The sequence below is a fragment of the Stenotrophomonas sp. YJH_SMC_120 genome, from assembly GCF_059368675.1.
This window is the reverse complement of the sequence record NZ_JCAFRY010000006.1, coordinates 123,033-136,504: the sequence shown is the minus strand read 5'-3', so window position 1 is coordinate 136,504 and position 13,472 is coordinate 123,033. Positions and strand designations below refer to the sequence as shown.

Annotated in this window: 14 protein-coding genes; 5 read left to right on the top strand and 9 right to left on the bottom strand. The window is 66.0% G+C overall.

The features are described from left to right. Position 1: 1 nt before the first annotated feature. Together AC5P60_RS10445 and AC5P60_RS10440 are read left to right on the top strand one after the other, a co-directional pair. The gene (locus tag AC5P60_RS10445) at positions 2-928 is read left to right on the top strand and encodes an MlaD family protein (protein ID WP_005408000.1); all 927 of its coding nucleotides are present in this window, start codon (positions 2-4) and stop codon (positions 926-928) included. Beyond that, positions 925-1,566: an ABC-type transport auxiliary lipoprotein family protein gene (locus AC5P60_RS10440; protein ID WP_483693469.1), complete on the top strand. Its 642-nt coding sequence runs from the start codon at positions 925-927 to the stop codon at positions 1,564-1,566. The genes AC5P60_RS10445 and AC5P60_RS10440 overlap by 4 nt, the downstream gene beginning before the upstream one ends. An 86-nt stretch (positions 1,567-1,652) precedes the next feature. Here AC5P60_RS10440 and AC5P60_RS10435 read toward each other — a convergent pair whose 3' ends face one another. Further along, the gene (locus AC5P60_RS10435) at positions 1,653-2,240 is read right to left on the bottom strand and encodes an alpha-ketoglutarate-dependent dioxygenase AlkB family protein (RefSeq protein ID WP_483693468.1); all 588 of its coding nucleotides are present in this window, start codon (positions 2,238-2,240) and stop codon (positions 1,653-1,655) included. A gap of 116 nt (positions 2,241-2,356) precedes the next feature. Here AC5P60_RS10435 and AC5P60_RS10430 point away from each other — a divergent pair, with 116 nt between their 5' ends. Then, on the top strand, positions 2,357-4,417 hold the full coding sequence (locus tag AC5P60_RS10430; protein WP_033835486.1) for a glycoside hydrolase family 99-like domain-containing protein: 2,061 nt from the start codon (positions 2,357-2,359) through the stop codon (positions 4,415-4,417). 10 nt (positions 4,418-4,427) lie between these two features. Here the strand turns inward: AC5P60_RS10430 and AC5P60_RS10425 are convergent, their stop codons facing one another. From AC5P60_RS10425 to AC5P60_RS10390, 8 genes are all read right to left on the bottom strand, one after another. Next, a complete protein-coding gene (locus AC5P60_RS10425; protein ID WP_033835485.1) occupies positions 4,428-5,060 on the bottom strand; it encodes a CoA transferase subunit B in 633 nt (210 codons plus the stop codon). Position 5,061: 1 nt separating this feature from the next. Further along, a complete protein-coding gene (locus AC5P60_RS10420; RefSeq protein WP_033835484.1) occupies positions 5,062-5,793 on the bottom strand; it encodes a CoA transferase subunit A in 732 nt (243 codons plus the stop codon). Positions 5,794-5,889: 96 nt separating this feature from the next. Then, entirely contained in the window at positions 5,890-7,095 is a 1,206-nt protein-coding gene (locus tag AC5P60_RS10415) for a hypothetical protein (RefSeq protein WP_111173438.1), read from the bottom strand. Beyond that, positions 7,070-7,495 carry a hypothetical protein gene (locus tag AC5P60_RS10410; RefSeq protein WP_033835483.1) on the bottom strand — a complete coding sequence of 142 codons (426 nt, stop codon included), beginning with the start codon at positions 7,493-7,495 and terminating at the stop codon, positions 7,070-7,072. Before AC5P60_RS10410 ends, AC5P60_RS10415 begins: the two co-directional genes overlap by 26 nt. A 51-nt stretch (positions 7,496-7,546) precedes the next feature. Beyond that, positions 7,547-8,146, bottom strand: a complete 600-nt coding sequence (locus AC5P60_RS10405; RefSeq protein ID WP_049397559.1) for a hypothetical protein — start codon at positions 8,144-8,146, stop codon at positions 7,547-7,549. Further along, positions 8,143-8,547, bottom strand: a complete 405-nt coding sequence (locus tag AC5P60_RS10400; protein ID WP_049397558.1) for a GtrA family protein — start codon at positions 8,545-8,547, stop codon at positions 8,143-8,145. Before AC5P60_RS10400 ends, AC5P60_RS10405 begins: the two co-directional genes overlap by 4 nt. After that, a complete protein-coding gene (locus AC5P60_RS10395) occupies positions 8,525-9,469 on the bottom strand; it encodes a glycosyltransferase (RefSeq protein ID WP_033835480.1) in 945 nt (314 codons plus the stop codon). Before AC5P60_RS10395 ends, AC5P60_RS10400 begins: the two co-directional genes overlap by 23 nt. 10 nt (positions 9,470-9,479) lie before the next feature. Further along, complete coding sequence (locus AC5P60_RS10390) at positions 9,480-10,436, bottom strand: UDP-glucuronic acid decarboxylase family protein (protein WP_033835479.1); 957 nt, start codon at positions 10,434-10,436, stop codon at positions 9,480-9,482. Between the two features lie 232 nt (positions 10,437-10,668). On the opposite strand from AC5P60_RS10390, the gene AC5P60_RS10385 reads away from it, so the two are divergent. Both AC5P60_RS10385 and AC5P60_RS10380 read left to right on the top strand, forming a co-directional pair. Continuing rightward, the gene (locus AC5P60_RS10385) at positions 10,669-12,015 is read left to right on the top strand and encodes a phosphohexomutase domain-containing protein (RefSeq protein WP_033835478.1); all 1,347 of its coding nucleotides are present in this window, start codon (positions 10,669-10,671) and stop codon (positions 12,013-12,015) included. A gap of 11 nt (positions 12,016-12,026) precedes the next feature. Then, positions 12,027-13,430: a mannose-1-phosphate guanylyltransferase/mannose-6-phosphate isomerase gene (locus AC5P60_RS10380; RefSeq protein WP_033835477.1), complete on the top strand. Its 1,404-nt coding sequence runs from the start codon at positions 12,027-12,029 to the stop codon at positions 13,428-13,430. The last annotated feature ends 42 nt before the right edge of the window (positions 13,431-13,472 follow it).

Genomic DNA, 13,472 nt, shown 5'->3' with positions numbered 1-13,472 from the left:
CATGGAAACCAAAGCCAACTACGTGCTGATCGGCGCGTTCACCCTGATCACCGGCCTGGCCCTGCTGGCCTTCGGCCTGTGGGCGGCCAAGTACTCCTCCGACCGCACCTGGCAGGAATACCGCGTGGTGTTCCGCGAGGCGGTGACCGGCCTGTCGGTGGGCAGCCCGGTGCAGTACAACGGCATCGCGGTCGGTTCGATCATCGAACTGAACCTGGTGCCGGACGACCCGCGCCAGGTGGTCGCACGCATCCGCCTGAACTCGACCACCCCGGTCAAGACCGATACCCGCGCCAAACTGGCGATCACCAGCCTGACCGGCCCATCGATCATCCAGCTCAGCGGCGGCACGCCGCAGTCGCCGGCGCTGACCACGGTCAACAAGGACCCGGCGCCGATCATCCCGACCACGCCGTCGGCGCTGCAGAACATCACCGACGTCGCCAATCGCATTGTCGAGCGCATGGACCAGATCCTCAGCGATCGCAACGTGGCTTCGATCAACGCGACGCTGGCCAACCTGGAGACGATCAGCGGCGGCCTGGCCGACCGTGACCAGGGCACGCAGGCGCTGCTGCTCAGCGCGCGCGATGCCGCCCGCAGCCTGGACACCACGCTGAAGACCACCAACGGCACCATCGAGCGCCTGGACAGGAACCTGGTGCAGCAGCTGCCGGGCATCATCGACAAGCTGGACGGCACCCTGGCCAAGCTCGACTCGGCCGCCGGCAACGCCGATTCGATCCTTGGCGAGAACCGCGCCGCGATCAACAGCTTCGCCAATGATGGCCTCGGCCAGCTGGGCCCGACGCTGACCGAACTGCGCGGCCTGATCCGCGACCTGCGCCGGGTCAGCGACCGCCTCGAGAACAATCCCGCGCGCTACCTGCTGGGCCGCGACGCACCGAAGGAGTTCGAACCCAAATGAGCCCGATGCCCCTTCCGCGCCTGCTGCTGGCCGCTTCGCTGGTCACCCTGCTGGGCGGCTGCTCCATCCTTGGCAGCAGCGAGAAAACCGCAGTGACGCTGTACTCGCCCGCCGTGCAGGTGAAGGCCGATCCGGCGTGGCCGCAGGCCAGCTGGCAGCTGGTACTGGCCAAGCCCAGCGCCGCACGCATGGTCGACAGCCCGCGCATCAACGTGCGGCCGACCCCGTCGCAGCTGGAGATCTACAAGGGCGCCAGCTGGGCCCAGCCGGCCACCGACATGATCGAGGACACCCTGCTGCGCGGCTTCGAGGATTCCGGACGCATCCACGGCGTCGCCCGCAGCACCGCCGGCATCCGCGCCGACTACAAGCTGTCCACCGACGTGCGCCGCTTCGAGTCGGACTACCAGGGCCAGGCCACGCCGACCGTGGTGATCGAGGTCAACGCCAAGCTGATCCACGTCGCCGACCAGCGCGTGGTCGCCGACCGTACCTTCCGCCAGGCACAGCCGGTCGGCAGTACCGACGTGCCGGCGGTGACCGCCGCGTTCGAGCGCGGCCTGCAGCAGCTGGCGCAGGATGTGGTGGGCTGGACGCTGGTGAGCGGGCAGAACGACACCGTGGCGGCCAAGCGCTGATGCATCCCAGCTTTGCTCGCCGGGTATGGCCCGGCGCTACCGCCGCGCGAAACGGGTAGCGCCGGGCCATGCCCGGCGGCGCCGTATCAACGTGGCGCGATCCAGCGGAACGTCAGGTTGATCCGCTCGCCCTGCAGCCGCGCCATCTTCGGCAACGCGTGCTGGTAATGACGCTGGGTCTGCCCCGCCATCACCAGAAGGTCTCCATGGCCGAGCAGGTATTCCGCATTGCGCGCTGGATCATCACGCCGGCGCAGCAGGAAACGCCGTGCCGCGCCCAGGCTCAGCGAGGCGATCACCGGCGCCGGGCCCAGTTCGAGTTCGTCGTCGCTGTGCCAGCCCATGTAATCGCCGCCGCTGCGATAGCGGTTCAGCAGTACGCTGTTGAAGCGGCCGAGGCCATCGTCCTGCAGGCGCTCGCGCATGCCCTGCAGAGACGGCGGCCACGGGTGCGGCACGAATTCCGCCCCCGAGTAGCGATAACGCGCCTGCGGATCACCTATCCAGCAGCTCAACCGCGGCGAATCCACCCAGTGGCCGAACATGCGGATGCGATGGACCTCCCACGGCACGCCGGCCTGCAGATCACGCTGCAAGGCATCGGCTTCGGCAGGAGACAGCCAGGCCTGGCGGTGCTGGACGTCGGCATCGGGGAGGTCGTGGGGAAACAGCATGGCGGCACAGTAGCACCTGGTGGATTTGCCGTTGCAGCGGCGATTGCCGGAAAATGAGGGCAGTCCCGTTGCTGGCCCCGAACAATGCGCACTCTTTTCCTTGCCGGGCTTCATCGATGAGCGGTGCAGCGTCCGGAGTCCGGCAGCTCACCTTCTCGGTCCTGCGCGCACTGTTCCGTGCCCTGCCGATGCCGGCGTCGTTGCGTGATCGGCTGCGCAACCGGGGCCTGGACCGCATTGGCAGCTGGAGTCCGCCTCCGCCACGTGGTCGCATCGGCGCCGCTGCCGACGGCATCCGTCCACTGCAGCGCGCCGATGAACGTGCGATCGGCTACGCCGCCGCGGAAGAGGCGTCCCTGCCGGCAGCTCTGCCGGCCACATTGGTGGCCTTCTACCTGCCGCAGTTCCATCCGTTCGAAGAGAACGATGCCTGGTGGGGCAAGGGCTTCACCGAATGGCGCAACGTCAGCCGTGCCCTGCCGCAGTTCGAGGGGCATGTGCAGCCGCGCCTGCCCGGTGATCTGGGCTTCTACGACCTTCGTGTTGGCGAGACGCTGCGCGCGCAGGCACGGTTGGCAACCGACCATGGCATCGGCGCGTTCTGCTTCTATTTCTACTGGTTCAGTGGCCACACGCTGATGGAGCAGCCCCTGCGCCAATGGCTGGCCGACAGCACGATTGAACTGCCGTTCTGCCTGTGCTGGGCCAACGAGAACTGGACCCGGCGCTGGGATGGGCGCAACCAGGACGTACTGATCGGCCAACAGCACAGTGCCGAGGATGACCTGGCGTTCATCGCCCACGTTGCCGATTACCTGCGCGACCGGCGTGCGTTGAAGGTCGAGGGACGACCGGTGCTTTTGCTGTACCGGCCGCAGTTGCTGCCCGATCCCAAGGCTACGGCGGCGCGCTGGCGTGGCTGGTGCCGTGACAACGGCATCGGCGAGATCCATCTGGCCTACGTGCAGAGTTTCGAACGCCCGGATCCCCGCGATATCGGCTTCGATGCCGCAGTGGAATTCCCACCGAACATTGCCGCTCCGCGCCAGCTGAACACCACGCAGTTCCTGCTCAATCCAGATTACGAAGGCGACGTGCGCGACTGGCGTGAGCTGGCGGCGCAGATGCGCCGTGCACCGCTGGCGGACTATCCGTTGTATCCAGGCGTCAACCCGGGCTGGGACAACGAGGCGCGGCGGCCAGGGCGCGGACGCGTGCTGCTGCATGCTTCGCCGCGTGGCTACAGCGACTGGTTGCACGACACGGTGCACGAGCGGCTGCGCGATGTACCGCAGGCCCAGCGCTTGGTGTTCATCAACGCCTGGAACGAATGGGCGGAAAGCGCTGTTCTTGAACCGGATGCCCGTCTCGGCCATGCCTGGCTGCAGGCCACCCGGCGCGCGCTGGTCCCCGCGCAGGCCGCTCCGTCGCGTCCCTGCATCGTCATCCACGCGTGGTTCCTGGATGCGCTGCCGGAGCTGTTGCAGGCGGTGAAGGACAGCGGGCTACAGGCACGCCTGGTCATCACCACCACAGGGGAGCGTCAGGCACAGGTGCAGTCGATCGTCGATGCGCAGGGCCTGACCGCTGAAATCTGGGTCTACGACAACCACGGCCGTGACGTCCTGCCGTTCCTGCACGCAGCCGACCGGTTGCTGCAGCAGAATGAATCACTGGTGCTGAAGCTGCATACCAAACGCTCCAGCCATCGCGACAACGGCGACCAGTGGCGGCGCGAGATGGTCGACGCGCTGCTGGGCACTGCCCGGGCTGCCGCGAACCTCGCCCATCTGCAGGCCGATCCCCGCATCGGCCTGATGGCTCCGGCAGGCCACCTGCTGAAGGTGGCAGACTACATCGGCGGCAATGCACTGCGCATGGAGCGGCTCTGGGCATTGCTGGGCCTGGACAGCGCGCCTGGTGACGGGCAGTTCGCGTCCGGCAGCATGTTCTGGGTGCGCCTGCCGGCGCTGCGCCCGTTGCTCGATGCCCATCTGCTTCCGAGCATGTTCGACACCGAAGCCGGGCAGATCGATGGCACGCTTGCGCATGCCATCGAACGTGCGACCGGAGCCGTGGTGTCCGCTGCCGGGTTCACTGTGGCCGACACCTCCGAGGTGGAAGGCGCTCCCCCGCGTGCTTCCTCCTCGGAATATGCCTACGCCCGAGGACGCTGAGGCTGCGGCCTCAGCTGCGCGCAAACGCCACGCCGGTCTTCTCCTTCAGCTCCTCGTCGCCGACACCCGGCGCCGCTTCCACCAGCACCAGACCGGCATCGGTGACGTCGAATACGGCCAGGTCGGTGATGATGCGGTCGACCACGCCGACGCCGGTCAGCGGCAGCGTGCATTCGGCCAGGATCTTGTGCTCACCGTTCTTCGCGGTGTGCTCCATCAGCACCACCACGCGCTGCACGCCGGCCACCAGGTCCATCGCGCCGCCCATGCCCTTGACCATCTTGCCGGGCACCATCCAGTTGGCCAGGTCGCCCTTGTCGGTAACCTGCATGGCGCCGAGGATGGCCAGGTTGACGTGGCCGCCACGGATCATCGCGAAGCTGTCATGGCTGCCGAAATAGCTGGCACCGGCACGCGCGGTGACGGTCTGCTTGCCGGCATTGATCAGGTCCGCATCGACTTCGGCGTCGGTCGGGAACGGGCCGATGCCCAGCAGGCCGTTTTCCGACTGCAGCCACACGTCCACGCCCTCGGGGATGTGGTTGGCAACCAGGGTCGGCAGGCCGATACCCAGGTTCACATAGGCACCGTCGGTCAGCTCCTTGGCAGCGCGCGCCGCCATCTCGTCACGGGTCCACGCCATGTCAGTTGCCCTCCGCGCGGATGGTGCGCTGTTCGATGCGTTTTTCAGGATGCGCGTTGTGCACGATGCGGTGCACGTAGATGCCCGGCAGATGCACCTGGTCCGGATCAATGGCGCCGACCGGTACCACCTCCTCCACTTCCACGATGCAGACCTTGCCGGCCATCGCACAGGCAGGGTTGAAGTTGCGCGCGGTCTTGCGGAACACCAGGTTGCCAGCCTCGTCGGCCTTCCACGCCTTGACCAGCGCCACGTCGGCGCGCAGCGCGGTTTCCATCACGTAGTGCTTGCCGTCGAACTCGCGGGTTTCCTTGCCTTCGGCCACCACCGTGCCGTAGCCGGTGGCGGTGAAGAACGCCGGGATGCCGGCGCCACCGGCGCGCAGGCGCTCGGCAAGGGTGCCCTGCGGATTGAATTCGAGCTCCAGTTCGCCGGCCAGGAACTGCCGCTCGAACTCCTTGTTCTCACCCACGTAGGACGAAATCATCTTCCTGATCTGCCGCGTTTCCAGCAGCTGGCCGAGGCCGAAGCCATCGACTCCCGCATTGTTGGAGATCACGGTCAGGCCCTTGGCCCCGCTGTCACGCAGCGCGGCGATCAGCGCCTCGGGAATGCCGCACAGGCCGAAGCCTCCGACAGCCAGGGTCTGGCCATCGGCGACCACGCCCTCCAGCGCCTGCGCCGCCGTGGCAAAGCGCTTGCCGCGCCTGCCGGTGGAAGTCACGTGTTCCATTTCTACAGCCCCACACGGGAAGAATGAGCGCATTCTAGCGCTACACCTGCCTACCGCTGGGATGCGCCGCAGCATGACGCCACGGCGCGTTCCGGCTCAACGAGCGCGCGGCGTCTTCGCGGTGGCGCGATGTTCCAGCGCCAGCAGCACCGCAAACCCCAGCAGCAGTGTTACCGGCATGCGCACACGGTCGGCACTGGTGCGCAGGTGCCAGTCCAGGTCATGCGGTGTTCCCAGGTAGACCAGGAACAGCACCGCTGTGTACGCCAGCGCCGTCAGCACGGCAGCCGATGCCGCCGGAACCCGCAGCACCGGGCGCCAGAGCACCGCCAGCACCAGCAACGGCACCAGCACCCATATATCCAGCAGCAGGCGCCCGACGATCGGCAGGGTACCGCCCTCGCTGCCAAGCCGCGCCAACAGCTGCGTCTTCATGTCGCTTCCCGCGAGGTCATTGCCCACCCCTGCCTGCCCGACAGCCAGCTTCCATGCCAGCAGTGGCAGCAGGGCCACAACCGCAGCCAGGAGGATGCGCCAGCCCAGGCGACGCTCACGCAGCACGCCTTCGCCCAGCACCACGGCCGTCAACAAGGCCGCAAGCACGGCGCCCTCGTTCTTCAACATCGACAGTACGGCCACCAGCAAGGTGAATGCGACCAGCTCGCAGCTGCCACCATGCCCCGCGCGCGCGCGGTGACGCATCGCTGTCGCCACGGCAGCGACGGCGTAGACCGCCACCAGCGGGTCCATGTAGCCGTTGATCAGCATGTCCCGTGCCAGGCGCAGCAGCAGCACTGCGAACAGCACGCCGCACCAGCGCCAGCGGAAACTCGGGGCGATCAGCAGCAGTGCCGGCAGCAGCAGCAGCGGTGCCACCGCCTTGGGCAGCAGTTCGTTCCAGTGCCCGGCCAGGCCTGCTGCACAGGCCATCAACAACGGAACCAGCGCGGGATAGTCGTTGTGGCTCCACGGCGCGTAATCATCCAGCTGGGCGTACAACGTGCCCTCCAGGTAGATCCGCTTGGCATGGAAGAGCCAGATCGAACGCGGGTCCCAGCCATCGCTGGGGCTTCCCAGTGCGATCAACACCAGCACCAGCACGGCCAGGACCAGAGGAGCGGTACGCAGTTCACGCACGGCCGGCAGGGCGAGCAGCGCGCTGAGCACGACCGCGCCGAATGCCACCTGTACCGGCCAGCCCATCAGGCCCACGGCGGCCAGGCCGTAGCAGAGAAGAATAGAGACCAGCATGGCCAGCGCCGCACGGCGCCCTGGTTCAGCGGCAGTCGGCAAGAACGACATCTCCGCTCCTCCCCTGGACGTGGCACTGGTCAACCAGCGGATCACCGGCCCTCAGCAGGCGCTGCGGGGTATCGGTATCGCTGAACCGGACCGGATACAGCGCCTCCCACATGCGTTGCTGGATCAATGGGTCGTCCTTCAGCCCCTGCCCGAGTGAAAGCAGCGAGGGAGCGATCGGCTGCGCGCGCACCAGATCACGTGCATCCACCACCTCGCGTGGCACGGATGCCTCGAATCCCGCGTCCTCAGCGAAGGCCTGGCGCAGCAACGACGTCTGATAGTCCGATCGCTTGGCGACCGATACGAGGGAAGCAGCCAACAGCAGCACCAGGATCCCGGCAATCGCCAGGTCCCGGCGCGGAGTGCGCAGGGGGGGAGAGGTGGAGGTCATGTCATCCATGAAACGTTTCAGGAAACCAACGGAAGAATCAATACGCCAGCAGCGCCCGGGCTATCGGCAACGGTAGTCGGAGGGCATCCGGCTGTCGCGGAAGGGATCGGTGAGTGCATCGGTGTACTGCCCCATCAGCAGGCGGTGGGTCGGCAGCAGGTTCTGCCGGTAGAAGCGGCCGAACGATGCGAGACGCTCGCCGCGCGCGGTCAACCGCACACAACCATCATGGATCTGCACGGTTCCAGACTGCAGCTGCTCGGTCAGGCGCACTTCCACCAGGTGATGCTCGGGGACGTACTCTTCGATGAAGACCTGCCGGAAGGCATCCTCGCGGATGCCGCCACCACGCTGCTGCAGCTTCTCCAGGATGTAGAAGGACAGCGAACGATCGATGACGGTCGGGACCGAAATCGCGAACACGTAGCCTCCCAGCAGCCAGATGGCGGCCAGCTGGATCATTTCGAGGCGGCTGAAATCCCTGAACCACTTCAACGCGTACAGGCCCGCGAACACCACCACCACTGCGATCACTGCGTCGAGGATGCTGGCATACAGCACCACGTTAACGCGGAACTGGCGCATATGGACGTAGTAGACCAGCAGCAGGGTGGCAATGAACGCCAGGGTTGCCAGCGCGGCACGCAGATACTTGTTCATTTGAACACCAGGAATTTGTTGGCAACGAAGCTGAAAGCCATCTGCATCCCCGTGGCCATTACGAATCCGATGCGGTAGTCCAGACCCCATCGATCGGCCCAGACGTACATCACCAGCGCATGCAGCACGGCGATCACCGTGTAGATCAGCAGGAACAGCGAGCCCTGCCGTGCCAGGCTGCCCTGCCTGCCATGGAAAACGAAGTAGCGACTGCCGAGGAACGACACGGTGATGCCGAAGACCGCTGCAATCGCATTGGCCACTGCTGCCAGCGGGATGTGCAGCACCTCGATGTTGAAGTGCAGCACTCCATAGTGCACTGCGGTGGCGACCAGGCCATTGATCACGTAGCGGACAGCCTGTCCGCCCAGCGCATCCTTAGCCACTGCGGCGGCCGGCATGCAGGACCTCGTCGACGAACTCGCGATAGCTGCCCACGCTCATGACGCCACCGCCGCGCATCATCCCCGACAACATCAGGATGATCAGCGTCAATGCCGCGGTCTGCAGGAACACCAGCACCAGGATGCCGAACGCCAGCGAGAACCAGCCCTGCGAGGCAAAGCCCAGCATCTTCAGCCCGGTGGCGACGATGCCGCCGATGATCGACAGTGCCGCCACCATGGTGCAGGCGATGCCCACGCGTACCAGCACGTCCTCGGCAAACACCATCAGTGCACGGAATCCGTGCAGGGCCAGGCCAACGAAGTTCATCTTGCTGCGGCCGGCATAGCGCGGACCACGATCCAGCGCACAGGTCTGCACGCGCAACTTCGAGCCCAGCACGCAGGCGGCAACGTGGATCCACAGCTCCTGCATCGATGCCAGGCGGCGCACCGCCGGCATCTTCGCCGCCATGAAGTTGCCGAAGCTGATCTGGCGTCCGCTGAGCAGCGAGAACAGCAGCTTGTAGACGATGTAGAACGACTTGAACTTCAGCGATTCGACCCGGCTGCGACGACTGGCCACGACCACATCGACATCGGCCGAATCCAGGCCCGCCACCAGCTCGATGATGCTCTCCGGCGTATCCTCGCCATCGGAATCCATCACCACGACAATGTCATTGCCATCGAAGTGTTCGGCCACATAGCCCAGGCCGATGGCGATCGCACGCTGATGCCCGACATTGCGACGCAGGCGAATCACCACGCCCTCCAGCCCGGAGGCCTCCAGGGCGCTGATCGGCAATGGCTGCCGCACCGAGCCGTCGTCCACGGCCACCACATAGGTGTCCAGGCCCTGGGTGCGGGCGAGCTCGACGAACAGCTTCGAAGAGGCTTCCAGGTCCTCGTAGACCGGCATCACCACGATCTTGCGCATCGTCGCCACCTCAGGCCTGCAAGCGATGGCGGAAATAGGCGATGGTCTCCTTCAGGCCGTCCTCCAGGCCGACCTTGGGCTCCCAGCCCAGATCCGCTTTGGCCAGGCTGATATCCGGCTGGCGCTGGCGTGGATCATCCGACGGCAGCGGGCGGTACTCGATCTTCGACGTGCCGCCGACGAGACGGAGCACGGTCTCGGCCAGTTCCAGCATGGTGTACTCGGACGGATTTCCGATATTGATCGGACCGGTGAGATCAGCTGGCGAGTCCATCAGCCCCAGCATGCCTTCTATCAGGTCATCGACATAGCAGAAGCTGCGCGTCTGACTGCCATCACCATAGATGGTGATTGGCTCGCCCTTCAGCGCCTGCACGATGAAGTTGCTGACCACCCGGCCGTCATTGGGATGCATGCGCGGGCCATACGTATTGAAGATGCGCATGACCTTGATCTCCAGCTGGTGCTGGCGCCAGTAGTCGAAGAACAGCGTTTCGGCGCAACGCTTGCCCTCGTCATAGCAGCTGCGGATGCCGATCGGGTTGACCCGGCCCCAGTAGCCTTCCACCTGCGGGTGGATTTCCGGATCGCCGTACACCTCGCTGGTGCTGGCCTGCAGGATGCGCGCGCGCAGGCGCTTGGCCAGGCCGAGCATGTTGATCGCCCCATGCACGCTGGTCTTGGTGGTCTGCACCGGGTCCTGCTGGTAGTGGATCGGTGACGCCGGGCAGGCCAGGTTGAAGATCCGGTCCACTTCCACATAGAGCGGGAACGTCACGTCATGGCGCATGAGCTCGAACCGCGGGTGGCCCAGCAGCCCATCCACGTTCGCCTTGCTGCCGGTGTAGAAGTTGTCCACGCAGAGGACGTCATGGCCGCCCGCGATGAGCCGATCGCACAGATGCGACCCAAGGAAGCCCGCGCCACCGGTCACCAGCACGCGTTTCTGATCGTGAGTGAATTTCAAAGCAAACCTCGATCCTTCTGGAACAGCAGGCCAATCGGCGATGGCCACGCGGGCCATGTCCTCGGTCGTCAGCGCGCAATTGTATGCGAACTGCCTGCTGGCCATGGCCCATCGACGGGGAATCGGCCTGCCCCTCCCAAGTCAACGCTACTGGCCGGGCGCCCCTGGCTCACCGGCCGTTTGCAGACCCTCCCGCTATAATCAGGTTTCTCTATCCGGATGGACTGCTTCGATGCCCCTGCCCGCTTTCAAGGCCTACGATATCCGCGGCCGTGTGCCGGAAGAACTGAACGAGGACCTGGCCCGTCGCATCGGCGTCGCCCTGGCCGCGCAGCTCGCGCCGGGCCCGGTGGTCCTCGGCCACGACGTGCGACTGACCAGCCCGGCGCTGCAGGACGCGCTGGCGGCTGGCCTGCGCGGCACCGGCCGCGAGGTGATCGACATCGGCCTGTGCGGCACCGAGGAAGTCTATTTCCAGACCGACCACCTGGGCGCAGCCGGCGGCGTGATGGTCACCGCCAGCCACAACCCGATGGATTACAACGGCATGAAGCTGGTCAAGGAAAACGCACGGCCGATCAGCTCCGATACCGGCCTGTTCGCGATTTCCGACGCGGTCGCCGCCGATACCTCCGAGGCCCAGCCGCCGCGTGCCGGCCAGGTCGCCCAGCATGACAAGAGCGCCTACATCCAACACCTGCTGAGCTATGTCGATGCCGGCAAGCTGAAGCCGCTGAAGCTGGTGGTCAATGCCGGCAACGGCGGCGCAGGCGCCATCGTCGACCTGCTGGCACCGCACCTGCCGTTCGAGTTCATCCGCATCTGCCACGAGCCGGACGGCAGCTTCCCCAACGGCATCCCCAACCCGCTGCTGCCGGAAAACCGCGCCGCCACCGCCAATGCGGTGCGCGAACACGGTGCCGACTTCGGCATCGCCTGGGACGGTGACTTCGACCGTTGCTTCTTCTTCGACCACAGCGGCCGCTTCATCGAGGGCTATTACCTGGTTGGCCTGCTGGCCAAGGCAATCCTGGCGCGCCATCCCGGCGGCAAGATCGTGCATGACCCGCGCCTGGTCTGGAACACGGTGGACATGGTCGAGCAGGCCGGCGGTGTCGCGGTGCAGTGCAAGAGCGGCCATGCCTTCATCAAGGAAAAGATGCGTGCCGAAGACGCGGTGTACGGCGGCGAGATGAGCGCGCACCACTATTTCCGCGAGTTCGCCTACGCCGACTCCGGCATGATTCCGTGGCTGCTGATCGCCCAGCTGGTTTCCGAGAGCGGCCGTTCGCTGGCCGACTGGGTTGAAGATCGCATGGCCGCCTACCCGTGCAGTGGCGAGATCAACTTCAAGGTCGCCGATGCCAAGGCCGCCGTTGCGCGGGTGATGGAGCACTTCGCCGCGCAATCGCCCACACTGGACCACACCGACGGCATCAGTGCCGACTTCGGCAACTGGCGCTTCAACCTGCGCAGCTCCAACACCGAACCGCTGCTGCGCCTGAACGTCGAAGCACGCGGTGACGCTGCGTTGATGCAGGCGCGCACCGACGAAGTTTCCCGTCTGATCCAGCAGTAACCGAGGCCCGCATGAGCAGCATCCAGCCCGTCATCCTGTCCGGTGGATCCGGTACCCGCCTGTGGCCGCTTTCGCGCGAGGCGTACCCGAAGCAGTTCCTGCCCTTGGCGGGTGAACTGACGATGCTGCAGGCCACCTGGAAGCGTGTCGCGCCGATCGCCGCGCGTGGCCCGCTGGTGATCGCCAACGAAGAGCACCGTTTCGTCGCTGCCGAGCAGCTGCAGCAGGTCGGGGCCGAGCCTGCCGCGATCATCCTGGAACCAGTGGGCCGCAACACTGCACCGGCGATTGCCGTGGCCGCGCTGGAGGCCACCCGTGACGGTGCCGACGCGCTGCTGCTGGTGCTGCCCTCCGACCATGTGATCACCGACGAAGCGGCCTTCCGCAGTGCAGTGCAGGCCGCAGCCAGCGCCGCCGACGCCGGCAAGCTGGTGACCTTCGGCATCGTACCAACCGGCCCGGAAACCGGTTATGGCTATATCAAAGCCGCTGATGGACAGGGCGTGCGCGCAGTCGAGCGTTTCGTCGAGAAGCCCGACCTGGAGACCGCCACCGGCTACGTCAGCAGTGGCCAGTACTACTGGAACAGCGGCATGTTCCTGTTCAAGGCCTCGCGCTACCTGCAGGAACTGGAACGCTTCCAGCCGACGATGCTGGCCGGCAGCCGCGGGGCCTGGCAGCAGGCTCGCCGCGATGCGGACTTCACCCGCCTGGACAAGGACGCCTTCACCGCCGTGCCCTCGGACTCGATCGACTACGCGGTGATGGAAAAGACCGCCGACGCGGTGGTGATCCCGCTGGATGCTGGCTGGAACGATGTCGGCTCGTGGACCGCACTGCGCGATGTCTCGCAGCAGGACGGCGACGGCAATGCCCACCAGGGTGATGTGATCGCCATCGATTGCCGCAACACCTACGCCTATGCGCAGCGCCTGGTCGCACTGGTCGGGCTGGATGATGTGATCGTGGTCGAGACCGACGATGCGGTGCTGGTCGGCAAGGCCGACCGCATGCAGGAGGTCAAGACCGTGGTGGCGAAGCTGAAGGCTCAAGGCCGCAGCGAGGCGACGTGGCACCGCAAGGTGTACCGCCCCTGGGGTGCCTACGACTCGATCGACAACGGCGAGCGTTTCCAGGTCAAGCGGATCACGGTCAAGCCCGGCGGCACGCTCAGCCTGCAGATGCATCACCACCGCGCCGAGCACTGGATCGTGGTCAGCGGCACCGCGGAAGTAACCCGCGGCAACGAGGTGATCCTGCTCAGCGAGAACCAGAGCACCTACATCCCGCTCGGCGTGACCCATCGCCTGCGCAATCCGGGCAAGCTGCCGCTGGAACTGATCGAAGTGCAGTCGGGCAGCTACCTGGGCGAGGATGACATCGTGCGGTTCGAGGATACGTACGGGCGCAACTGACGCAGCGGCCGCTGGTGGGTGCCGACCGTTGGTCGGCACGTC